The sequence below is a fragment of the Runella sp. R5_40 genome (assembly GCF_057652295.1).
In genome coordinates this window covers 87334-111202 of sequence record NZ_JBYFCH010000013.1, presented here as the reverse complement: position 1 = coordinate 111202, position 23869 = coordinate 87334, and the positions used below count along the sequence as shown (strand labels likewise).

The 23869-nt window shown below is 46.1% G+C and carries 18 protein-coding genes; 4 read left to right on the top strand and 14 right to left on the bottom strand.

Translation table 11 applies throughout. The features are described 5' to 3' along the window. Positions 1-16: 16 nt before the first annotated feature. Positions 17-2167, top strand: coding sequence for a tetratricopeptide repeat protein (locus AC23N5_RS20495; protein WP_487757044.1), 2151 nt, complete (start codon positions 17-19; stop codon positions 2165-2167). 123 nt (positions 2168-2290) lie between these two features. Here AC23N5_RS20495 and AC23N5_RS20490 read toward each other — a convergent pair whose 3' ends face one another. The 5 genes from AC23N5_RS20490 to AC23N5_RS20470 all read right to left on the bottom strand — a co-directional run bounded on the left by AC23N5_RS20490 (position 2291) and on the right by AC23N5_RS20470 (position 9173). Next, positions 2291-3700, bottom strand: a complete 1410-nt coding sequence (locus AC23N5_RS20490) for a Gfo/Idh/MocA family oxidoreductase (RefSeq protein ID WP_487757043.1) — start codon at positions 3698-3700, stop codon at positions 2291-2293. 10 nt (positions 3701-3710) lie between these two features. Beyond that, positions 3711-4406 carry a 3-keto-disaccharide hydrolase gene (locus tag AC23N5_RS20485; RefSeq protein WP_487757042.1) on the bottom strand — a complete coding sequence of 232 codons (696 nt, stop codon included), beginning with the start codon at positions 4404-4406 and terminating at the stop codon, positions 3711-3713. A gap of 57 nt (positions 4407-4463) precedes the next feature. Then, positions 4464-5873, bottom strand: a complete 1410-nt coding sequence (locus AC23N5_RS20480; protein ID WP_487757041.1) for a sensor histidine kinase — start codon at positions 5871-5873, stop codon at positions 4464-4466. A 3-nt stretch (positions 5874-5876) separates the two neighbouring features. Further along, positions 5877-7595 (bottom strand): histidine kinase, encoded by a 1719-nt coding sequence (locus tag AC23N5_RS20475; RefSeq protein WP_487757040.1) that lies wholly within the window; start codon positions 7593-7595, stop codon positions 5877-5879. A gap of 153 nt (positions 7596-7748) precedes the next feature. Further along, positions 7749-9173, bottom strand: a complete 1425-nt coding sequence (locus tag AC23N5_RS20470) for an aldehyde dehydrogenase family protein (RefSeq protein ID WP_487757039.1) — start codon at positions 9171-9173, stop codon at positions 7749-7751. 135 nt (positions 9174-9308) lie between these two features. Here AC23N5_RS20470 and AC23N5_RS20465 point away from each other — a divergent pair, with 135 nt between their 5' ends. Together AC23N5_RS20465 and AC23N5_RS20460 are read left to right on the top strand one after the other, a co-directional pair. Further along, entirely contained in the window at positions 9309-10337 is a 1029-nt protein-coding gene (locus tag AC23N5_RS20465; protein ID WP_487757038.1) for a helix-turn-helix domain-containing protein, read from the top strand. 15 nt (positions 10338-10352) lie between these two features. Further along, positions 10353-11156 (top strand): SDR family oxidoreductase, encoded by an 804-nt coding sequence (locus AC23N5_RS20460; protein WP_183971305.1) that lies wholly within the window; start codon positions 10353-10355, stop codon positions 11154-11156. Positions 11157-11246: 90 nt separating this feature from the next. On the opposite strand, the gene AC23N5_RS20455 is transcribed toward AC23N5_RS20460, so the two are convergent. From AC23N5_RS20455 to AC23N5_RS20440, 4 genes are all read right to left on the bottom strand, one after another. Continuing rightward, on the bottom strand, positions 11247-12161 hold the full coding sequence (locus AC23N5_RS20455) for a S1 family peptidase (RefSeq protein WP_487757037.1): 915 nt from the start codon (positions 12159-12161) through the stop codon (positions 11247-11249). A gap of 113 nt (positions 12162-12274) precedes the next feature. Then, positions 12275-13885, bottom strand: coding sequence for a phosphoenolpyruvate carboxykinase (ATP) (gene pckA, locus AC23N5_RS20450; protein ID WP_487757036.1), 1611 nt, complete (start codon positions 13883-13885; stop codon positions 12275-12277). Between the two features lie 118 nt (positions 13886-14003). Continuing rightward, on the bottom strand, positions 14004-14687 hold the full coding sequence (locus AC23N5_RS20445; RefSeq protein WP_183971301.1) for a potassium channel family protein: 684 nt from the start codon (positions 14685-14687) through the stop codon (positions 14004-14006). A gap of 6 nt (positions 14688-14693) precedes the next feature. Further along, positions 14694-16496, bottom strand: a complete 1803-nt coding sequence (locus AC23N5_RS20440; protein ID WP_487757035.1) for a TrkH family potassium uptake protein — start codon at positions 16494-16496, stop codon at positions 14694-14696. A gap of 182 nt (positions 16497-16678) precedes the next feature. Between AC23N5_RS20440 and AC23N5_RS20435 the strand changes: the two genes are divergently transcribed. Next, complete coding sequence (locus tag AC23N5_RS20435) at positions 16679-19729, top strand: serine hydrolase domain-containing protein (RefSeq protein WP_487757034.1); 3051 nt, start codon at positions 16679-16681, stop codon at positions 19727-19729. Between the two features lie 158 nt (positions 19730-19887). On the opposite strand, the gene AC23N5_RS20430 is transcribed toward AC23N5_RS20435, so the two are convergent. The 5 genes from AC23N5_RS20430 to sufC form a co-directional block, all read right to left on the bottom strand. Beyond that, complete coding sequence (locus AC23N5_RS20430; protein WP_487757033.1) at positions 19888-20826, bottom strand: D-2-hydroxyacid dehydrogenase; 939 nt, start codon at positions 20824-20826, stop codon at positions 19888-19890. A gap of 149 nt (positions 20827-20975) precedes the next feature. Continuing rightward, a complete protein-coding gene (gene sufD / locus AC23N5_RS20425) occupies positions 20976-22295 on the bottom strand; it encodes a Fe-S cluster assembly protein SufD (RefSeq protein ID WP_183971297.1) in 1320 nt (439 codons plus the stop codon). Between the two features lie 17 nt (positions 22296-22312). Continuing rightward, entirely contained in the window at positions 22313-22570 is a 258-nt protein-coding gene (locus AC23N5_RS20420; protein WP_183971296.1) for a Txe/YoeB family addiction module toxin, read from the bottom strand. Then, entirely contained in the window at positions 22567-22794 is a 228-nt protein-coding gene (locus AC23N5_RS20415; RefSeq protein WP_183971295.1) for a hypothetical protein, read from the bottom strand. The genes AC23N5_RS20420 and AC23N5_RS20415 overlap by 4 nt, the downstream gene beginning before the upstream one ends. A gap of 25 nt (positions 22795-22819) precedes the next feature. Then, complete coding sequence (gene sufC, locus AC23N5_RS20410; protein ID WP_487757032.1) at positions 22820-23578, bottom strand: Fe-S cluster assembly ATPase SufC; 759 nt, start codon at positions 23576-23578, stop codon at positions 22820-22822. Between the last annotated feature and the right edge of the window lie 291 nt (positions 23579-23869).

Here is a 23869-nt window from a genome sequence, read left to right as displayed (position 1 = left end):
ACGGTCTCAAGCGTGCGTGGTAGATTCTTCTAATACGGGGGCGTCAGCGCATTCAACCAAGAAAATTACGGTAGCTCCCCCCAAAAAAAATAGTCCTCAAAACCCCAAGCGGTTTCCTCAACTCAACAATGGTGGCATTCAGTACGCTTACAATCAGCGATACCAAAGTGCGCAGTCGATGTTTCTGCAAGCCCAAGAATACCAAGCCAACAACGACACCCTATTATACAATCTCGCGCTTGTCACTGGCGTATTGAAAGAATACGACACCGCCCTGCAACTACTGACTCAGACTGGAGCTGGGCGGCGTTATTTGCACAATAAGGGCGTTTGGGAAGCTCAAAAAGGCAATATTCAACAAGGCTTGGCCACGTGGGAACACGCGCCTCCTAGTGATACCCTCATTTTTAACATCGCATTAGCCCATTACAAATTGGGCGATTTGCAGCAGTCGCAAGATTGGAGCAAACGAATTGGGTTTGCCAAAGCGGCCGAATTTCACGAATTGGCCGCCAACGTTCATTTTAAACTTGGCGACTACAAACAAGCCGAACGCCTCTACGAAAAAGCCGACAAGCTTGCCACGCGCGTGGGCAAGCACCCAAGCGGGCCTCGCTTTTTGGTACAGCGCGGGAATAGCTCGCTGGCCTTGGCCGAATACACCACAGCCGAGGGCCTTTACCGCGAATACCTTGCTACCAAAGACCCTTATTATCGCTTTGCGGCAAGGCTGGGTTTGGGGCACGCGCTTTATCGGCAACGTAAGTACCAAGAAGCTGTATTGGAGTACGACGCGGCTTGTCGGCTCAATGATTTTTCGGCCGAAGCGTGGCTAAGTTTGGGCAATGCGTACGTCGGCACCAATGGGCAACGTCAGGCGCAAAAAGCGTACGAACGGGCGTTGGATTTAGATTCTACCCAAAAACACGCATGGCTTGGTTTAGGCATTATTTATTATCGACTCCAAAACTACGGGGAAGCGGTATGCTGCTTTGAGCAAGCGGGTGAAATTTTGAATGCCAAAAACCCACATCATGCCGATTTTTTTGCCGCACGGGCATTTTGTCGGCTCTATTCTCACCAAACAGCCTTGGCAAAAGATGACGTTCAAACGGCGGTGCAACTTTCGGGCAAAGGACTGCTTCCGTGCTTGGCCATGAGCGAGTATTGCCGCATCGAAGGGTATTTTTTGACTTCCCTAAAATGGCTGGAAAGAGCCATTCGGGCCAACCCCGAAATCAGCGTTCGGATGCTCGTCAATCGAGGGAATATTTACCTCAAATGCAACGAGTACCAGCAGGCCCTCGACGACTTCACCCAAGCCCACGCCCTCGACCCGAGCAATATCAACGCGAGCAACGGCTTAGGCGTTTCGTACCTCAACATCGACGACATCGACCGCGCGAAGGTACTCTACGATAGCCTTTTGCGAAAAAAGCAATTGCCGATGTTGTACAACAACCGTGGGATTGTCCAGTCGTATATGTCATTGCGTGAACGCCACAACCGCGACCAAGCCGAAGAAGCCAAGTTTTCCGACTTATCGCTCAAAGATTTTGAAAAAGGCTTGGAAATTGATTCTACCAAAAAGGCGTACAATGTCAACATTGGGAATGTCTTCAAAAACCGCAACGAGGAGTCATCGGCTATTGCGCATTATCAATTGTATTTAAGCAAAAATGCCATCAACAACATGGGGGTTTTGTTTGCCAAAGACACCCGCAAAGATTTTTCAAAGCACTACATCGACATTGCCATTACCTACGACTCCTCAAACACGATTTATCTGTACAATCGCGCCAAACTTCACCACGATCATTTTAAAGACCAGTTTTTCCGCCGCGCCGATTTTCAACAGGCGTTTAAACTGAAACCTACCCAAGACATCAGCCTCAAGTACAGCCCCGATGGGTTTATTACGATTTTCTTGTTTGATTACGAATTTGAGACGTACCATTTTCCTGGCGACCCGCTGTTCGACATTCATCCTCAGCCGATTAATGACTTTGCGTTTTTGCCGTCGTTGGATTTTATTCCGATGAAAGAAGGAGGAGAAATTAGGACGCGAAACGGAAAAGGAGGGTATTTGGTCACGAAAAATCAACTTCAATTTCGACCCGCTTCGCGCAAACAACGTGGGCGAACAAAATGCCCTAAGATACGATAGGTGTGTTGTGGGTTACTTATAACCCACTCATTTTTAGACCTTCCCGAAAGTTTAAAACTTTCGGGAAGGTAGTAACTTTCGGGAAGGTAATAAAGGTCGGGTTGTGAGCAACCCGAACCACGCTTAAATCCGATAATAATCCTCCCAGCCTTTGCGCGGCGGAATGCCTGTGAGCATCGCGTTGGCAAAAGAATGATTGGTAATGGTTTTTGTCGTACGGTCAAACAACAGTTTGGTATTCAGACGCTGCGCCATCACGCCCAACGCAAATACCTGACACAACGGCCCTGCGATTTCAAACGGTGAACGCGTTTTTTCTTCTCCTTGGCAGGCCAATAAGAAATTCTTGAAGTGGTTGGACGGGCTGGCTGGCACCACTGGCAGTTTTGACTGCATTTCCACCGCTTTTTCTTTCGGAATAATACTCAACGTACTTCCGTGCGAACCACCCTTGAAAATGAGGTCTTTTGAATAAATAATCTTGCCTGGGTTCAAGGTCGCCGCCTTGATTTTCTGCCCTGCTACCACTGGAATATTCGGGTCAAGTTCTGACAAACCGTATCCATCTGGCAGCGGTGGCTGGTTATTCACCCCATCGTACCACGTAATATCCACGGCTGGCATTCCTTTACGCTCAGGGAAGCGGAACAAAAGCGTCGATGACATTGGGAAGAAGTAGTCGTTGTGTCCGTCCAACTTCACCGCAGTCACTTCGTTAGGCAACCCAAGATCAAGGAATTGGTGTGCCGTATCCAAGATGTGTGCGCCCCAGTCGCCCAAAGCACCCATCCCGAAATCGTACCAACAGCGCCAGTTTCCGTAGTGGTATTTTTCGTTAAAATCGTGGTACATCGTGTTCAAATGCCACGTATCCCAATCCAACGTTGACGGAATGGGCTGAGCTTCGGGGTATTTTGAAATCTTAGGATCCCAACCGTGCCATCTGCGGGCCGAGTTCATGTGAGCCGTAATTTTGGTTACGTCTTTGATGATACCCGCATCTTTCCATGCTTTAAACTGGAAATAATTGGCCTCCGAGTGCCCTTGGTTTCCCATTTGGGTCACCACTTTTGGGTTTTTCTTGGCCAACTTCATCAACAATTCCGATTCGTGGAAAGTCCGTGCCATTGGTTTTTCAACATAGACGTGTTTTCCCAACGACATCGCATGGACGGCCACTACGTAGTGGGCAAAATCAGGAATTCCGATAGAAACCGCTTCAATCTGATTTCCCATGCTGTCAAACATCTTACGAAAATCTTGGAATTGTTTGGCATTGGGGAACATCGCCGCAATCTCTTGCGTGTGCTTCGCTCCCATGTCAATGTCGCAAAGTGCCACAATCTCAGCTAAGCCCGTTTTGTTGAGTTCTTTGATGATTTCACCACCACGGAAACCTATTCCAATACAAGCCAATTTGACTTTTTCGCCTTTTCGTGCTGGATTTGTCATGATGCTTGGGCTCAATTGCCCCAAAGCTAGGCCCGAACCCGCAACCCCTGCTTTTTTTATAAAATCCCTTCTCGTTGTCATTTGGTAACGATTATTTTTTTTCTAAAATCTTAATGTTTTTAAAACACACTTCGTCTCCGTGGTCTTGGAGTAAAATCGGCGCTTCGGTAGCATTGCCAAAATCAGCGTATTTTTTGTATTTGCTGTAGTTGACCAACGCCCGCCACATCTGGTTGTTGCGGTCGTATTCCACTATTTTCACGCCATTGAGCCAGTGTTCTACGTGGTTGTTATTCACAACAATCATGGCCGTGTTGAAGTCGTCCTTTTTAAGTGGTTTTTTGGGGTCGGCCGTAATCAAGTCGTACAAAGAACCCAAGGTACGGTTGCCCTCCACGCCTGCTTTGGCATCGGGGTGCTTGTCGTCGTCCAACACTTGGTATTCGCAACCAATGCCCGACGAATTTACGAAGTACTTGATGCCGCTGTTGGCCCCTTCCGTCAGTTTGAAGTCTATTTTTAGGACAAAGTTTTTGTACTTATTCGTCGTAATAATATCGCCTCCTCGGGCACTTTTCAAGACTTTCAACACACCACCTTCCGTTGACCAACCTGTGGCAGGAAACCCGTCAGCTTTTGTGCTTTTCCAGCCAGCGTTGGTTTTTCCGTCCCAAAGGAGTTTCCATCCTTCGGTTTTTTCCTTCTTCGTCAGGGTATTGTCTTCCGATTGGGCGTACGAGAGTGACGTACAGAACAATAAAGAAGCCAACAAACTTTTAACTTTCATGCTTTCTTAGATTAATATTTACCCTAAGAAGGCATTTTTGGCCAAATGATACTGCAATCAGAGCGGAATTTTAAGTTCTACGCGCGTGCCTCGGGGGTTTCCCTGCTCGTCCACCAAGTCGATGGTAATGGCACTAACGGCCTGGGTACGGTTGGCATTGAGGAGGCGAATCCGACTATCGGTAAAGGAAGTACCGCGCGAAATGTGCGAGCGACGGCGGTGGGAGTTGATGTAGGCAGCGGCCTCGCGGCCAATACCATTGTCTTCAATGACGCACAACAAATCATCAAACTGTCTCAGAATAACCACTTTAAGCTGCCCTCCACCCTCTTCTTTCGGACGAAGCCCGTGTAAGATGGCGTTTTCGATGTAGGGTTGGAGCAACATCGGTGGAATTTCCGTCCGCTCGGCATCAATGGTTTCGTCAATGTCGATGAGGTACTCAAATTTATTTTCAAATCGAAGCCGCTCTAAATCAATATAATACGACAACGCCCGTGTTTCGTCGGCCAGCGCCACGCGGTCGTTCACCGAGTTTTCCAGCATCTGACGAATCAGTTTTGAGAATTTTGCTAAATAATTCAGCGACTCTTTGGTCTCTTGTTTGAGGATAAAATGCTGAATCGACCCCAGCGCATTGAACAAAAAATGCGGATCCATTTGGGCCTTCAATGCCTGCAAACGTAGGTCGTGGTTGATGTGCTCAATGTCCAAGCGCTGGCGCTCAATTTCCTCGTTTTGTTGGCGAAGCAACGCGTTGGTATCGTCCAACACTGCCCGCTGACGGTCGGTTTCGTCCAACGCTTTTGTCAGCTTTTGTTGATTGCCACGATTGACCAATTGAAGATAAATAAACGCCACCGTCAGCATAACCATGCTCCAAATGATACCCATGTGTGCTACGTACGGGTTGTCGTAGTGGGCATCGTTGGCAATCCAGGCCGACCGAGGAATTAAGTCTGTCACGTAGTCAAACGACAGCACCGTCAGAAATACCCACCCAAGCCCAAGCAGCATTTGAAACCACTCGGTGATTTGAAAAAGTAAAATAGGCAGGATAATCATGGCCATAAACGAAATTTTGGCCGCCGATGCAGGGCCTTCGGTTAGCAATCCAGCACCTATCAAATTGAACACAGGGGGCGTAATGACCAACCACCACCGCGCCGTCGAGTACCACCCCAAACGATTGATAAAAATGGGTATCAAATAGCTCAGAATCGCTAAAAAATGCAGAATGAAGACATCCAGTACTTGAATGTAGTTGAACAACGGCCCAATAAGCATCAAACTAACTGTTGCCGCCAAGCGGTTGGTCAGTTTCACTTTGTTTCTACGGTCTTCGGAAAGCGCGTCGGTAACGCCTTGTCTCGACACCCAACGCCATAAGGGACGAACCCAACGGACCAAGGTCTGTGAGAGGGCATTTTTCTTGGCATTTAACGATTCCGAAAGCGCTTTCAACATACGTTATGATTTTAAAACACGATAACGGATTTCGTAACGGTTAGGGACAGACGTCGAAACCGTAATCGTACCTGCTTGGGCTGCGTTGTACAGCTCCATCCGTTGCCACATCAGGCTCAATGAAGCGTTGTCCGTTTCTGATTTATTGCTGACTCCCACTAAAGGCTCTCCCGTTGGCGCATTTACTTCAATGCACCCCACAATGTACCCATTCTTATAATCAAAGCCAATTTGCAGAAAACCATCGTTGTCTTTTCTAACCAAAATACCGCGGTGCAAGGCAGTTTCAATCAACGGGTATATCAACAACGTCGGAATCTGCCAATCTTTGACGGCTTGGTCATACTGCACTTCAAAGCCAAATTTGTCGGCATAACGGATTTTTTCCAATTGCAAGCACTGCGTCAGCAACTGACATTCTTCCTCTACCGTACAAAAGGTTGTTTCGGATTGCTGCAACAAATTATTCATACATTCCGATAGCGCCGTCAGGTACGCAAGTGTACTTTTTCGTTCGTTGAGGCTTACAAAATACCGAAATGTATGCAGTGCATTGAAGACAAAATGAGGGGTCGTTTGCGACTGTAACACCCGTAGTTGTAAATCCCGATTGATACGCTCTATCTCGCTTTTTTGGGCCATAATCAACTCGTTTTGCGTTCTCAACACTTCCGAATAGTGCTTTTTACTGCGATAACGAAGGTAAAAAACAAACATCAATACCAACGCGAACACACCCGTGAGCAAAAGAATATTCCGCAGGTCACGCTGAAACTCCGACTCCTGAGCGGCTTCGATGACGCGTGCGGCAAACAAGTCTTTCTCAATTTGTAATAACTCCAAATCGTTTTGGTTTCGCATCGAATCGTTCATCACGTTCAGAAACACCAATTTCCACATGTGAGCTCCCAAATACTTACGGGCAATTTGCTCAAAATCACGCTGAAAATCAGCACTTTCAAAGTACGCATCGACGGGCTCTTTCCAATCACTTTTTTGAGGATAAATACCCGCAAAACCTGGACGTTTTACCGCCCAAACGGGCTGGCGTTTGACTTTGAGGCCACGCTGGAGCGCCACAATGTATATCGACAATGGCAGATACCCAAACGCTTTCTCATCTTGGGAAATGGCCTCGGCAATTTCGTAATCATTGTTTTTGAACGTTGTCGCCACCTGAGGAATCCGCGAGCGAAGTTTGGCCAGGTCTTCGGCCATCGTGGTGTTATCCATCGCAAAGCTATGCATCTGTTTGGCACCGTCTAAAAACGCTTCGGGCGATTTGTACAATGCTCGATTGGCGTGCGTCACGAGCACGTTGAGGTCGGGCATGTAGGGCGGGGTAAATTGAAGAAACTTGGCCCGCTCGGCGGTGATTGAGATGTACCCCCACGCAAAAACCCCTGCTTGTTTGCTGTTTTTAATGGCCGCAATCATCTGCTGAAAATCGGGGTTTTCCACCCAGTTCACGGCCAACTTTACCCCATATTTTTTTTCGGTAAAACGCACAAATGCTTCCATCACTTCGTACTCCACGCCCATCAGCCGCCCATCCGAAGCCTTAAACACAAACGGGTCGATGCCATTCCAAAGCGACGTAACTGTTCCTTGTTTATTGCGCAGTACTTCTTTCCACGAATCACCCTGATACGAGGCTGTTATCTGCGCAAAAACACTCAGTTTCCACAGCACAGCCAGCCCTATCAGTAGCACTTTTTTCATTGATTTCGGTTCGCGATTTTGGAGTTTTATCTTAACCTCCAAAAATACCAAAACCCAGCGAGACCATTGGCATATATATACGTAAAATGCCCCGAAAAGGGGCATCCACTTATTTTGCGTAACAAATACGTCTTTTTCCGAAAAAATAATCCCCTAAAAATACTTAATGAATAGCTCAATAAGCTTTTTGACTTTGTCGGTATAAGGCGGATAAATAAACTTCATCGTTCCAAATTGTCGTTTGGTTACTCCCCGCAGGTTGCTCATTTCTTGAAACCCGAAAAAACCATTCGACTTTCCAATTCCGCTGTTGTTTACGCCCCCAAAAGGTACTTCGGCGTTGCTAAACTGCAACATCATGTCGTTGATGACCGTATCGCCCGCCGTGGTATTATTCAGAAAATAATCGATGCTCCGTTGACTGTTACTGTGAATGTACAAAGCCAGCGGTTTTTCTTTACTGTTAACGTATCCAATCACCTCCTCTTTGTCGCGGTAGGTCAATACAGGCAACACAGGCCCAAAAATCTCCTCTTGCATCACTTTCATGCTATCGTTGACGTGGGTAAGGAGCGTTGGTTCAATGAAATTTTGGTCAGCAATGGTCGCCCCACCCACTTCAATTTTAGCGCCCTTTTCTACGGCGTCGTTCAGATACCCTTTGATGCGCTGAAAATGGCGTTGGTTCACAATGCGGGCGTAGCTATCCGAAGCTTCCACTTTGTTGCCATCTGAGGCATACATCTTTTTGACTACGTCCCGATAAGCATTGACAAACGCGTCTTTTTTCGACTCATGAATCATCACGTAATCAGCCGCAATGCAGGTTTGACCGTTGTTCAAACATTTACTCCAAGCCGTCATTTCAGCCGCTTTTTGAATATCTGCTGTTTCATCGATGATATTGGGCGATTTTCCTCCCAACTCCAGCGTCACCGAAGCCAAATGCTCAGCCGCCGCCCGCATCACTATTTTACCAATGGAGGGCGCTCCCGTAAAAAAGATATGGTTAAATGGTAGTTTCAACAGCTCCGTGGCCACAGCGGCATCGCCTTCTACCACCGCCACTTCGTTTTCATCAAACAATTCACCAATCATTTTTTTGATAAATCCCGAGGTATTTGGCGTCATTTCCGAGGGTTTGATGATGGCGACATTCCCCGCCGCAATGGCCGATACCAACGGCTTAATGGCCAACGAAAGCGGGTAGTTCCAAGGAGAAATAATGAGTACATTTCCTTTGGGTTCGTGTTTGATGTAGCTTACGGTGCCTATCATCCCCATGGGCGTCGAAAGCCGCTGCGGGGCCATCCAACGTTTCAGGTTTTTGCAGGCAAATTTTATCTCCGACGTAATGCTATAAACTTCTCCCAAAAGCACTTCAGAAGCTGGTTTTCGGAAGTCATCGTACATGACTTTTTCCACTTCGGCTTGGTGTTCCATCAAATACGCCTGAATCTTTTGGAGCTTTTCTTTCCGCTCATTGGCGTCCGTAAGAGCAATGTAGGCAGCTTTGCGCCGCTGTTTTTCAAAAATACGCTTACAGTCCTCATGGACTATTGGTTCTTGAACTATCATAGGTTTTTGGTCAAAAAGGTTAGGTTAAGTCAGCGTTGGGTAAGTACAAAAATACAATTTTTCAGCAGGATAGTTACATATTTTTAGTAAAACAGAAATTTATCTACTTTTACTAAAATTTTTATCAAAATCGCCATGAGCATTGTCAGCGACAACATGAAATACTTGCGGAAATTGCACGGAATGACGCAAGACCAATTTGCCCGCCGAATTGGCATAAAACGGGCTTCTGTGGGCGCTTACGAGGAACAACGCGCCAATCCCAACATCGACGTTTTGAAGGTAATGTCGAAGTTGTTCAATGTTTCTGTGGACGATTTGCTAAAAAAAGACCTTCGGAAAATCCGCGAAACGCCGAGTCTTATTCCCATCGACAAACCAGCGGTTTCGTCGTTGGTATCGGAGCCTCAAGAAAAAGAGCCACAGACACTTTCGAGCATTTTTGACCAGTTTTATGTACCGCCTACGTCCACGCAGCCGCGTCCACAGCCTGTGCCTGTAAGCCCACCCGCTGCCGTAGCACCGCCTGTGATTGAGCCTCCCAAACCACCGAGCCCACCCAGTTATTCGGCGCCCGTTACCCCACCGCCTGTTGTACCGACTTATACCCCAGCGACGACGTTCAACAACAATTATGACGGCGGTTCGGCTACCATTGTCCAAACACCGAGTGCGTACGACAAGCCCAATCCGCAGGCGATTCCCTACGTTCGGCAGTCGCAAATGAAGGAGTATATTGATAAATTTTCGCAAAACGATTACGTCAAACGTCTTCCTTCTTTTGAATTTCCACTTTTGCCCAACGGCAGTTATCGTGCCTTTGAAGCGGGCGACGATTTTTCGTACGTCAATTCGTTTTTGGTGGGTCAACAAATCAGCAATTGGTACGACATCGCCGATGGGAAAATGTACGTCTTGGTAGCCCGCAATTTGGGCGTCGTTTGCCGACGAGTTTATAACCAAGTAAAAATCAAAGGAACACTTTTACTGAGTTCAGATAAAGTAAACATTCCTACCTTTGAGGTACCCATCAAGGATGTACTGGAAGTGTGGGAAATCAAGGCATTTTTTAGCACAGTTTTGCCCGAGCCTACCGTTTCGCTTGACCATCTTCGGTATTTAGTGAATCAAATGCACGAAGAACTGAACCAAATTAAGAAATAGATGGGTTGTTAATACATGTCTAAAGTTATTCTCATTACTGGAGCTTCGACGGGGATAGGTCGCACTACCGCCGAGTACTTAACGAATCTAGGGCATCGCGTGTATGGCACCAGTCGCAAACCCTTCAACGAGGTCGTTTCTTTTCAAACGGTTGTGATGGACGTCACCGACGACGCCTCGGTACAAAGTGCCATCGCCCACGTTTTGCAACGTGAACAACAAATCGACATCCTCATCAACAATGCAGGTTTGGGAATTATTGGTGCTCTTGAGGAGGTTCCCGAAGAAATGATTCAACGGGTTTTTGACACCAACGTTTGGGGACTTTTGCGGGTTTGTCGCGCCGTGTTGCCCGCCATGCGCCAACGCCGCAGTGGGCTTATCATCAACGTAGGTTCGATTGCAGGACGCATGGGCTTGCCTTTCCGTGGCATTTACAGCGCCAGCAAAGCCTCGGTAGAAATCCTGACCGAAACCCTTAGCATTGAACTCAAACCTTTTGGTATTGAAGCGTGTAGCGTATTGCCTGGCGACGTCCGCACCAACATCAACGCCAACCGTTTGGTGGCGCACAGCCCTTCCAATTCGCCTTACCGCGCTTACGTGGACGATATGAACGCCAAGGTAAAGGCCGAAGTAAGCGAAGCCGCCGAACCAATGTACATTGCCGAAACGATTGAGAAAATTATCAACGCAAAGTCACCCAATATTTATTACGTAGCAGGGCCATTCCTCCAGCGCGCCTCGTTATGGCTCAAGCGCTTCCTACCCAGCCGCATTTTTGAGTACTTGCTTCGCGAAAATTATGGAATGAAATGATGTAGAATGACGAATGAGCGAATTACGAATGGTAGGCCAAGAGGGTATATTCGTCATTCGCTCATTCGTAACTCGTTCATTCGTTAATTCCTAATTCAAATTTTCCCTAAAGGCTTTTTTTGTATAAAACTTCACATTGTGTTGGCGAAGAAACTCCTTGATGATGTCGGCGCTGATGCAAACGCCTACGTGCAAAAAGGGATGATTAGAAATCTTGGCGCGGTGGGTTCCCCCTACCCAAACGTCGTGATTGACCATGTCAAACCCCATGTGCAAGTGCCGAGTCGATTGTTGCATTCCGTAAACGGTCCCTTCGGTATCAAACAACGGGCCACCACTTTGTCCTACCAACCCTGGGGTACTCATTTCAATCGCAAAAGGAGTTCCTGACTCATCGGCAATGTATCGAGTGACAATTCCATCAATGGGAAACGAAGGAGTTACTTGGTTATGGGTACGAACCCACTCAATGTCGTCTAAATCTGAATTGTAGCGAAAGTTGGTGTATTCGGCAAACGGATACCCCAAGCGGCACAATGACTTTCCAGGCTTCGTACTGGCTCCATCGGCGACAAATTCGGCAGGACGTTGAAAAAACTTTTGCCCCGTTCCTTCAAAACGCAAAAGTGCTAAATCGTATTTTGGGTGGTACGTAACGTGGATTTGGGACAGACTTTCAAAGCAATTGATAAAATCGAATTTTTGCCCAATGACTGTCCCCAACTTCATATTAAACTGGTCTTCCAATCGTTGTCGCAAATAGTCATGCTGAGGCTCGCGTAAAATTTTACGGTACTCCGCCATAAAACGTGCATAGTGCTGCTGGATAGCTCCCACGTTGACAATCAAGTCGGCTACGTGCTTGCAAGTGATGGCATCGCCATTTTCATTGATAAAAAACAAGGTCGCAGCACCAGGTCTGATTTCGGCTTGGTTGTATAAACGAGTGATAATATGAATAGGTCGAGTAAACTCACTAACGCGTTCGATGGCTTTTACAAACATTTTTTCTCTCAGGTATAAAGTTATGGCAATGTATAGTACAATTCTCGTACCACAAAAAAGCCCTCAGCGAGATTTCTGAGGGCTTTGGGGATTAAAAAAGAGGAAGAAAATCGTTAGGCCAACGGCGCACCCGCTAAGATTTGCGGACTTGCATAATCACTGTATTTGGCAAAGTTACTACGGAACAAATCGGCAAGGTGCAAAGCGGCGTGGTCATAAGCTACGGCATCTTTCCAAGTCGCACGTGGGTTAAGCAATTCGCTAGGCACATTTGGGCACGTTTCGGGCATTTCAAAGCCAAAAATCGGGTGTTTTACGTAGTTTACCGCTTCCAAATCGCCTTTTAATACCGCCGTTATCATCGCCCGCGTATAGGCCAGTTTCATCCGCTCACCTTCGCCATAGCCACCGCCCGTCCAGCCCGTGTTAATCAGCCAAACGTTTACTTGGTGTTGGTTAATTTTTTTTCCCAACAAATCAGCATAACGTGTTGGATGAAGCGGTAAAAAAGCCGCTCCAAAACAAGCCGAAAAAGTAGCTTGCGGTTCTTTGATGCCCATTTCGGTGCCTGCTATTTTGGCAGTATATCCCGAAATAAAGTGATACATGGCCTGACCTGTCGTCAGTTTTGAAATCGGTGGCAGTACACCAAACGAATCTGTAGTCAAGAAAAAGATGTTCTTAGGCGCGTCTCCCCTCGACGGCTGCATGATGTTCGGAATGTAGTCAATGGGGTAGGCAGTGCGGGTATTTTGCGTCACCGAGCTATTGGTATAATCAACGGTGCGCGTTCCTTCGTAAAAGCGGGTATTTTCGACAATCGTCCCAAAACGAATCGCGTTAAAAATCTCAGGTTCGCGCTCTTGGGTCAGGTTAATGACTTTGGCATAACACCCTCCTTCAAAATTAAACACCGTGTCGCCCGTCCAGCCGTGCTCGTCGTCCCCAATTAACGAGCGGTTGGGGTCGGCCGATAAGGTGGTTTTTCCCGTCCCCGACAAGCCAAAGAAAACAGCCGTATCGCCTTCTTTGCCGACGTTGGCCGAGCAGTGCATCGACAACGTGCCGCGTTCGTGGGGCAATTTGTAGTTTAGCACCGAAAACACCCCTTTTTTCATTTCGCCCGCGTAGCCCGTTCCCCCAATCAAAATCACATTTTTGGTCAGGTTTAGAATGGCAAAATTTTCGCTGCGGGTTCCGTCAACGAAGGGGTCGGCTTTAAATTCGGGGATATTAATAATGGTAAACTCTGACTCAAACTGGCTCAATTCTGTTTCAGAAGGGCGCAAAAACATGTTATGACAAAACAAATTGTGCCACGCCCAGGTGTTGACCACGGTCAGATTGAGGCGATAATCGGGGTGGTCGCACACGTAACCTTGACGAACGTACACCGTTTTGTCCTCCAAAAAGTCCAGCATTTTTTTGTGCAAAGCATCAAACTTGAGGGCGTCAAACGGGGTATTGATGTCGCTCCACCAAACCGAGTGTAATGTTTTCTCGTCGTTGACAATGTAGCGGTCTTGCGGTGAGCGTCCTGTAAATTCGCCCGTATCGGCCATGAGTGCCCCCGTGTCCGTAAGGTGGCCTTCGCCGTTGAGAAGCGCGTGTTCGACCAACGTCGCTGGTGGTAAATTGAAATGAAATTTGTTGACCCGTTGTAATCCTAACGAGTCGCGAACCTCTTCGGTATCGACGAGGACGCGTTCCAAAATTGCAGTCATTTTAGTATATTGTGTTGATGAAGTGGAAGGGGTTAAACTAACCACTACAAAAGTACACAGCAACCGTAATTATAAAAATAGCCACTGGTGTTTTTTATAATTTTTGACCATTATTTTATCATCGATTTAAAATTTTCTTCAACTCCTTCACATTGCCAATAATAATTAAGCGATCACCAGGCCGCAGTTCCGTTTCGGCATCAATCTCTAGGTTGAGTTTTTTAATTTTTCGGGTATTTCCCCAGAGGCTTTTTTCATTTTTAACCTGCACGTACGCTACTACTTTTAGCTCTTTGGCCTGCGCCAGCTCCGTTTCAGCTAATTTTTGGTAATAAAACTTTTGGGGAATCGACAATTCCATCATCGACGAATTATCACAAATCTGCACAGAGTTATCAACCAAAGGCAAGGTTAACTTATTGGCGACTCGTTCGGCAGCGTCTTCTTCGGGAAAAAGAATTTCGTCCACGCCCAAGGCTTCAATCACCGTTCGATGCACATCGTTGAAAGCTCGGCTTATGAGTTTTTTTACATTTTGTTGTTTCAGCAACGCCGTAATCAGTACCGAAGCCGCAAAGTCTTCCCCAATCGCCACCACTACCACATCCATTTCTTTCAGCGGGACGGTGTGGAGGTTGGTCGCGTCTGTGCAGTCCATACAAACGGTATGCGTGATTCTATTTTTGAGGGATTCGACTTTATTGAGGCTAATATCGGCTCCAATCACCTCATGCCCCATGTCGGTAAGCCGAATGCTGAGGGTAGAACCAAAATTCCCAAGACCTACTACAAAAAACTTCATGATTTTCTAGTTTATGAAAACGTTTTCGTTGGGGTACTGATAGTTCAGCGCTTTGACCCGTCGCACAAAAGCCACAAACAAAGTAAAAGTACCAATCCGTCCAACAAACATAAGAACAACTAATACCAGCTTGGTACTATCTCCCAAAAATGGCGTAAGATTTAGGCTCATTCCTGCCGTTCCAAAGGCAGAAAAGCACTCGAACGCCAAGCCAATCAAAGGTTTTTCGGGCTCTAAAATGGTGATAATGAGAATGGCAGGACCAATAATCAACAAAGACAACGTAATAACAGCAAACGCCCTTCTGACAGATTCAGAAGGAATTCGACGCTTCATTACCTCTACCCTGTCTTTGCCTTGCGCCAAGCTCAGGACGTTGAGCAATGCCACCGCAAAAGTGGTAACTTTTATCCCTCCTCCCGTTGACCCAGGAGCGGCCCCAATCCACATCAACAACAAGAAAATCAGGACAGTGGCAGGGTATACTTGCCCAATGTCAAAGGTCGTAAAACCCGCTGACCTTGGTGCGGTTGAGGCAAAAAACGCCATTGTAATTTTTCCAAATGTACTGGTTTCATTGGCCAACGCGCCGTTGGATTCGCTCCACCAAAATGCAAGCGTACCGACCAGAAGCAGCAAGGCGGTCATCACCATTACCAAACGGGTATTGATACTGACCGACCGAGACATGTGATGTACTTTGAGACCGTAGCGTATCCACAAATAAAGCTGTCGGCCGTAGTGTTTAAGGTATAGGTAAAAGTCATTGATAATACTGAATCCAATTCCTCCCATGATGACAAGCACCATGAGCACCCAATGCAAACTGATATTTTGACGCAGATACTCATTATAAAGGCCATTTGGAACAGAAGAAAAACCCGCATTGCAGAAAGCAGAAATGCTGTGAAAAACGGCAAACCGAAGCCGCTGACCATTGGTGGCAAAAAGATCCGTGGTATCAAGTGTCAAATAAATAAACAACGCCCCTACCAGTTCAATAAACAGGGTAATAAAGATGATTTTGAACAAAGTCCGAAAGACGTCCCCAATACGGTCGGAAGTGGCAATATCTTTTAGAAACAACTGATTTTCAATCGAAAAACCACCTTGGTAAAGATACCCAAAGAAACTGGTAAATGACAACATCCCCAGCCCACCCAGTTGAATCAATATCAGCAAGATAATCTTACCCAAACGGGTAAATTCTACGGCGACATCCACCGTCGATAAGCCCGTCACACATACCGCACTTACCGACGTAAAGAGCGCATCGACAAAGCTAAGGCCATGAACCGTAGCCCGAGGCAGCATCAGTAACCCCGCCCCTATCAATGCCAGTAATAAGAAGCTAAGGATGAATGAAAGTGCAGGATTGAAGCGTTGAGAGTAAAGCGAAAGCACTTTACGCGAAACATCAAAAAGCAACAAAAATCCACAAATGGCCAAGCTGCCCACGTTCATCCACGAATGGGGGGCAAAGGCATGTTTGAGGTGGTTAAATTTATAACCACAAACAAACAACAGCACGATAATCAAGAGCAGTCGCAACGCATTACTCAGGTTGCTTTTACTCGGGAACAGCAACGTACGCAGGGTAAAAGCCACGGTAAAAGTGCCCAGAAAAAGCAAATAGACACTCGAAAAAAAAACGGGCTTAGAGACGTGCCGAAACCCTAGATCATAGGCCATTACAACGGCTGTTACAAGCCCTACGTACAGAGAAAATTGCTCAAAAAAATTGTGTAATGAATGGAGCAATTTTATCTTGAAGCGCTGATAACGGTGATAAAGACGACGTAAAGCCATTGAATACCAAATAGGTTGTAATACGGTTTTAAAGAAACGAATTAGTTACATTTTGGTGAGACTATCAAACTTATGCCCATTTTTTATCTCTCCAAGCTACTCCTTATTCCCCCGTCCCAAGGTTATTTCACCAGTTTTTTCGGCCTTTTCTATACCTTTGCCAAAAAATACGCACTTCACACATGAAACGCCTGCTGTTCCTATTCTTTCTAGCTTTTTTATTGGTTCAAACCAGTTTCGCCCAACAAACTACCCCGCCTTTTCTCAAAAACCCAAATCAACGTTGGGTTGACTCGGTATTTAACAGCCTTACCGCCGACGAGCGCATTGCCCAACTCATCATGGTCGCTGCGCACGGATACCCCAACAATCCAAGTCGTGTAATCATTGATACGACTTTTACCAACCCGCGTGTGGTAGCCAAATATATTAAAGATTATAAAGTAGGCGGCGTGATTTTCTTCCAAGGCGGGCCAGTTCAGCAAGCACAGTTGACAAACTATTATCAGTCGATTTCGAAAGTACCATTGTTGGTCGCCATGGACTCAGAATGGGGACTCGCCATGCGCCTCGACAGTTCGGTACGTTTTCCCTACCAAATGACGATGGGGGCGATTCAGGGCAACGATGAGCTGATTTATAAAATGGGAAAACTCCTAGCTGCTCAAAAACGTCGCTTGGGGGTACACATCAATTTTGCACCTTCGGTCGATGTCAACAACAACGCCAACAACCCTGTCATTAACTTCCGTTCGTTTGGCGAAAACCCGCAGAAAGTTTACGAAAAAAGCTACGCCTACATGAAAGGAATGCAAGACGGAGGCATTTTGAGTTCGCTCAAGCACTTTCCTGGTCACGGCGATACGGGCGTGGACTCGCACTACGACCTGCCCGTCATTCCTCATACCCGCGCCCGCCTCGACTCAGTGGAGCTATATCCATTCCGTAAATTGATTGAACAAGGAGCCGACGGAATCATGATGGCACACTTGGCCATTCCAGTATTAGATACGGCAAAAAATGTACCTTCAACGCTTTCAAAACCCATTGTAACGGGGCTACTCCGCGACCAACTCAAATTCAACGGCCTGATTTACTCCGACGCCATGAACATGAAAGGGCTTACGAAGTATTTTCCGAATGGTTTGGGCGATGCCAAAGGCTTAGAAGCTGGCATGGATGTGCTGGAGTTTAGTCCCAATGTCCCTGCGGCCATTGCGGAAATCAAAAAAGCCGTGGCCGAAGGACGTATTTCTCAAGCGGAAATTGACGCACGGGTAAAAAAAGTATTGGCCGCAAAAGCATGGGTGGGACTCGACAAGTTTACCCCCATTAAAACCCAAAACCTGATTGAAGACATCAACGATAAACAATCAGAACTTATCAATCGCCAATTGACCGAAAATGCACTGACCGTCCTCAAAAACAACGACAACGTCCTCCCCATCAAAGATTTAGACAAAGTAAGTATTGCTTCTATTTCATTGACCGACGCACCCGCCATTACCACCGTTACGAAAGATGGGGTCATTGCTCTTGGTACGCGCAACGAAACGGCTTTTACGGGCGAACTGACCACCTTCCAAAAAACGCTGTCACTTTACGCCAACATCGACCATTACGTTATTCACCCAAAAACGCCTGACAGCCTTCAAGGTAGCATTCGAGCGGCGCTCAAAAGCTACGACATTGTACTGGTAGGGGCGCATTTGAACAACATTCGCCCAGGTACCAACTATGGCATTACGCCCACCACCGCAGCTTGGGTGAAAGAACTTGCGGCCAACGGCAATTCGGTCATTACAGTATTTGGGAATGCCTACGCACTCAATAAACTACAGGACATTGGCAAAGCCAAAGGTTTGGTAATGGCCTATCAGCTGACGCCATTTACGGAAGAATTGTCGGCCCAATTGATATTCGGCGCTATTCCTGCCAAAGGAAAACTTCCTGTATCAGTCAACACCCAATTTCCGTACGGAGCAGGCATCGAAACGCCCGCGATTGGTCGATTAAAATACACCATTCCCGAAGAAGTGGGCTTGGATAGCAAGTGGCTTTCTTTCAAAATTGACTCCATTGCCAATAATGCCATCGCGTTGAAGGCGGCGCCGAGTATGGTGGTACAATTGGCCAAAGACGGCAAAGTATTTTATCGAAAAAGTTATGGCACCCTAATCCCCAACGAGGGTGCTACTAATTCTCCCTCCTTGGGGATTGGGGGGCTCTATGATTTTGCTTCTGTTACCAAAATTGCGGCCTCTACCCTTGCATTGGCCAAATTGCACAGCGAAGGTAAGTTCAACTTGGACGGCACGATGAAAGACTATCTGCCGTTCTTGAAAAAATCGAACAAAGCCGACTTGGTTTGGCGACAAGTGCTTACCCACCAAGCAGGGCTAAAAGCGTTTATTAACTTCTGGCGCGATTGCCGCAAGCCAAATGGCAAATGGAAGCCTCGCACGTTTCGCTGGGGTAAAGAAGCCCACGGCGCTTATACCGTACAGATTACGGACAGCCTTTGGTTGCACAAAAAATACCACAACAAGCTGTTTGCTTCGCTCAAAAACTCAGCCCTCAACGAGAAAAAAGAGTACGTGTATTCCGACTTGTCGTTTATGCTTTATCCGCAAGTAGTGAAAAACCTCACGGGAATCGAATTTGAAGAGTATTTAAAATCGAACGTTTATCGGAAAATCGGGGCTAATAGCCTTACTTTCAATCCACTTCGCTTCAACAAATTAAGCCAAATCGCTCCTACGGAACGGGATACTTTTTTCCGCCAAACACTGGTTCACGGGCACGTACACGACGAAGCAGCAGCCATGTTGAATGGCGTAAGTGGTCACGCAGGCTTGTTTGGCAATGCCAATGATTTGATGAAAGTCACGCAGTTGTTTCTCCAAAAAGGCAGCTACGGCGGCGAATCGTTCATTTCTGAAAAAACAATGAATGAATTTACGCGCTATCAATTCCCAGAGTCGCGCCGAGGAATTGGCTTTGACAAACCTAGCCGTGTTTACAACGGCAACGCGCCCAAAAGCGCCAGTCCGCAAAGCTACGGACACACAGGTTTTACGGGTATTATGATTTGGAACGACCCTGCGTACAACCTCAATTACGTATTTTTGTCAAACCGCGTTTATCCAACGCGTGACAACAACAAACTATCCTCCCTCAACGTCCGTACGGCCATCATGCAAGTGGTGTATGATGGATTGGGAATAAAGTAAAGTTGGTATCATACCCCTTAAAAATGAATTTTCGCTCTTTTTAAGGGGTATGATGCATTTTAAAACACATAGAAAATAGTAGAATAAACACATAGTAAACATAGGCAGTTCTGTTTACCTTGGCCTAGTCACCTGCAAAGTTTCGCCCACTCTTCTTTTTATTTCTCGTCCAAATACCTCTGAATATTATCTGCAACCTTATCCATCAATCGAATTCTGGCTTCGATACTCGACCAAGCTATGTGAGGGGCGAGCAGCAGTTTTTCGGGATTTTTAAGTTGTAAATAAGGATGGCTCGCGGGAATAGGCTCCTGCGTAAACACATCAATAGCCGCACCCGCAATCAAATTATCGTCGAGGGCACGTACCAAATCTGCTTCATTTACGATTCCTCCCCGACTTGTATTGAGCAACAAAGCCGTGGGCTTCATTTGAGCTATACGCTCGTAGGTAAGTAAATTATCGGTATGTTCGTTGAGCGGTGCATGTACCGAAAGCACGTCGCACGTCGCCAAAAACTCTTCCAACGAAAGAGAAGCATAAGGTACGTCATACGTTTGTCCTGACGCTGAATAATACACCACTTCACAACCAAAGGCGGCTGCAATCTGCGCAACTTGGCGACCAATTTCGCCCAGTCCCAAAATTCCAAAACGTTTCCCTCGCAGTTCCCAATAAGGCCGCCCAAGGTGCGTAAACATTCGTTCTTTCGAATATTCCCCCGATTTTACGTACGCATCGTAGTAAGCTGTCGAGTTGAGCAATGCCAACAACAACGCCATCGTTTCTTGGGCTACGCTGTCGGTTGAATATCCTTTTACGTTCTTTACTTGTACTCCCAACTCCTTGGCAGCGGCCAAATCGACATTGTTCGTTCCCGTGGCCGCCACACAAATGAGCTTCAACGACGGCGAGTTCTCCATCGATTGACGAACTACTTTGACTTTGTTGGTAATCACGACTTCGGCCCCCTCTATGCGCGAGGCGACTTCGTCGAGTTGGGTATCGGGGTAAAAAACAACTTCGCCTAGCTCAGACAATTTGACAAGGTTAGGAATATCTCCTAGCGTGCGGGCATCTAAAAAAACGATTTTCACGGGATATAGCTTGAAGGATTAACGTTTGGTGGCCTTGAATGACCATTTATTAAAGCAAAAAATGGGGCCAAAATAACCCTGTTGCATAACAAAAAATCCCTGCCTTGTGGCAGGGATTTTCGGAAATTAGTTTATTATCAAGACCTTGACTACTGCGCCAATTTCTCAGCAATCAGTCCTTCGAGGTATTCTTTGATAGCTCCAATTTTGATTTGGCTGATGACATCTTCGCAGAAAGCATACATCAGCAACGTCTGTGCTTCTGCTTTAGGAATCCCGCGTGAGCGCATGTAAAACAACGCTTCGTCGTTAAGTTTCCCCGTTGTCGTTCCGTGCGAACACTTTACGTCATCGTTAAAAATTTCCAACTGTGGCTTGGTATTCATGATAGCCTCGTCCGAAAGCACCACGTTACGGCACGACTGGTACGCGTTGGTTTTACTAGCTCCATCGCGTACAAAAATCTTCCCGTTGAAAACTCCCGTTGATTTATCTTTCAAAATCCCTTTATACAACTCATTACTGTACGAATTTGGCTGAGCATGGTCCACCAACGTATGGTTATCAACGTGCTGTTTTCCGTTCGGGAAGTACAAACCGTACATAAACGCCTCACAATTTTGGCCATCCAATACAATGTTAAGGTTGTTTCTGACAAACCCACCATTGATGGTTACCGTTACGGCGTAGAAGTGGCTATTTTGCTTTTGGCATACTTGGGTAGTACCCACGTGGTACGATTTTTCGGTATCGTTCTGTACTTTGTAGTATTGAACGTTAGCATTTTCTTCCACCACAATTTCGGTCACGGTGTTTGTAAAGGCACCATTCTCCCCCATTGTACGGAAAGCCTCGGCGATTTTTACTTCGGCATTTTTACCAACCACCACCAAATTACGGGGCTGTGAAGCCACATTGATACTGCGGGCGTCGGTAATAAAACGCAAGATAATTGGCTGTTCTACTACTTTCCCCGCAGGCACGTTGATGACAACGCCGTCGTGGGCAAAAGCGGTATTGAGGGCCGTGAAAGCTTCATTTTGGTAATTGGCGTATTGGGCAAAATACGTTTCCAACAAAGTCGGATTTTCTTTTACCGCTTGGCCAAAATTCAAAATTTGCAGTTGGCTCTCAGGCGAAACAATGTTCGACAGCTCTGCATTATAAATGCCATTAATAAAGTACAAAACGTTTCCTTCCAAATTAGGGATTGAAAGGGCAGCAAGTTCATTTTCCCCGAACTCCGTTTTGACGTTAAAGTCAAACGCCTGCTTTACTAAATTGCTGACGTTGCTATATTTCCACTCCTCGTGCTTGATAGTTGGGAAGCCCAATGTCTCAAAATTTTGCATTGCCGCCCGACGCGTCTGATGCACCGCCGATTTGGTTTCGCCATTAAGACGTCCTTCGGTCGCTTGAAAATTGGCAACGAGTTGTTCTTTTAAATCTATATTTTTTGATAAATCCATGTTTGAATTTTTACAACTCAATAATGAAACTTGCAGCTAATGATGATAATTTCATCGTTTGTAACTTGATATACTAAGCGATGTTCATCATCTATCCTTCTCGACCAACACCCTTTAAGGTTGAACTTCAAGGGCTCTGGTTTTCCAGTTCCCTCAAAAGGATTTCTTTGAATTTCTTCCAGTAGCTTAATAATTCGGTCTTGCATTTTTTTATTTATGTTTCTCCAATCATTAAACTGGCTGAAAGCCGTAGGTGTAAAGGAAATATTCCTCATTTACTCAATTCACTTAACTCTATGGCTATTTTTTCACCTCTTTTCGCTTCCTCTAATGATTTTTCTAAGGCAGCACGGTTAGCTTGAGTTGAAAGCAGATAATCAGTCTCATCCATTTCACTATCAATAGTCAAGCGAATTTTACGATTTTTATACATGGCTCTCAGTCCTTTAAAAAACTGATAATCAAGCTCTTCTGCCTTCAATTCTATGGTAGTAGTCATAGGAATTAGTTTTTCAATTTCGATACTACATCGTTGCCGCTACTTCTGCCTTGATCCAGTCGTATCCTTTTTCTTCCAACTCAAGTGCCAATTCTTTTGGCCCTGATTTTACGATACGGCCTTTGTACAATACGTGTACGAAATCGGGCACGATGTAGTCGAGCAAACGCTGATAGTGCGTCACTACGATTACTGCGTTTTCTGGCGAGCGCAACTTGTTTACCCCTTCGGCCACGATACGAAGCGCGTCGATATCCAATCCTGAATCGGTCTCGTCCAAAATCGCTAATTTTGGCTCCAACATCGCCATTTGGAAAATCTCGTTGCGTTTTTTCTCACCACCCGAAAAACCTTCGTTCAACGAACGCTTCAACAATGAGTCGTCGATGTTTACCAATTTGGCTTTTTCACGCATCAATTTCAAAAACTGCGCGGCATCCAACGACTCTTCTCCGCGCGATTTGCGGATTTCGTTAAGAGCCGTTTTCAGGAAGTTGATAGTCGTTACCCCTGGAATCTCTACAGGATATTGGAAGGCCAAGAAAATACCCGCAGCCGCTCTTTCTTCGGGCGACATTTCGAGCAAATCTTCTCCGTCAAAATCAACGCTACCGCCTGTTACTTCATATTCTTCCCGCCCCGCCAAAACCGAAGCTAAGGTACTTTTACCAGAGCCGTTTGGCCCCATTATCGCATGGACTTCGCCAGCTTTGATTTCCAAATTGATTCCTTTCAAAATCGCCTTGTCGTCAACCGACGCTTGTAAATCCGTGATTGTAAGCATAATAAGTGTTTGTTATCTAGGTAAGGACGAGAATGATTCTCGTAATACATCCGAAAAAGTCTGCAAAATTACAACAAAGAGTCCATAAACCCTTGTGTTTGAGTAACAATTCTAATGAAGGAAAAGTTGGACTAAGGGCTAAAACATTTACAAGAAAAACACCTTGCCTCTTTTAACTTCAATTTAATATTTGTTTAAAGCTTCTTTAATACACGGCACAGACCTTTGTGCGCATCAAACTTAGTTGTGTATTATTACCTCTAGCCAGCCTCTTTTGAACCTAATAGCGCT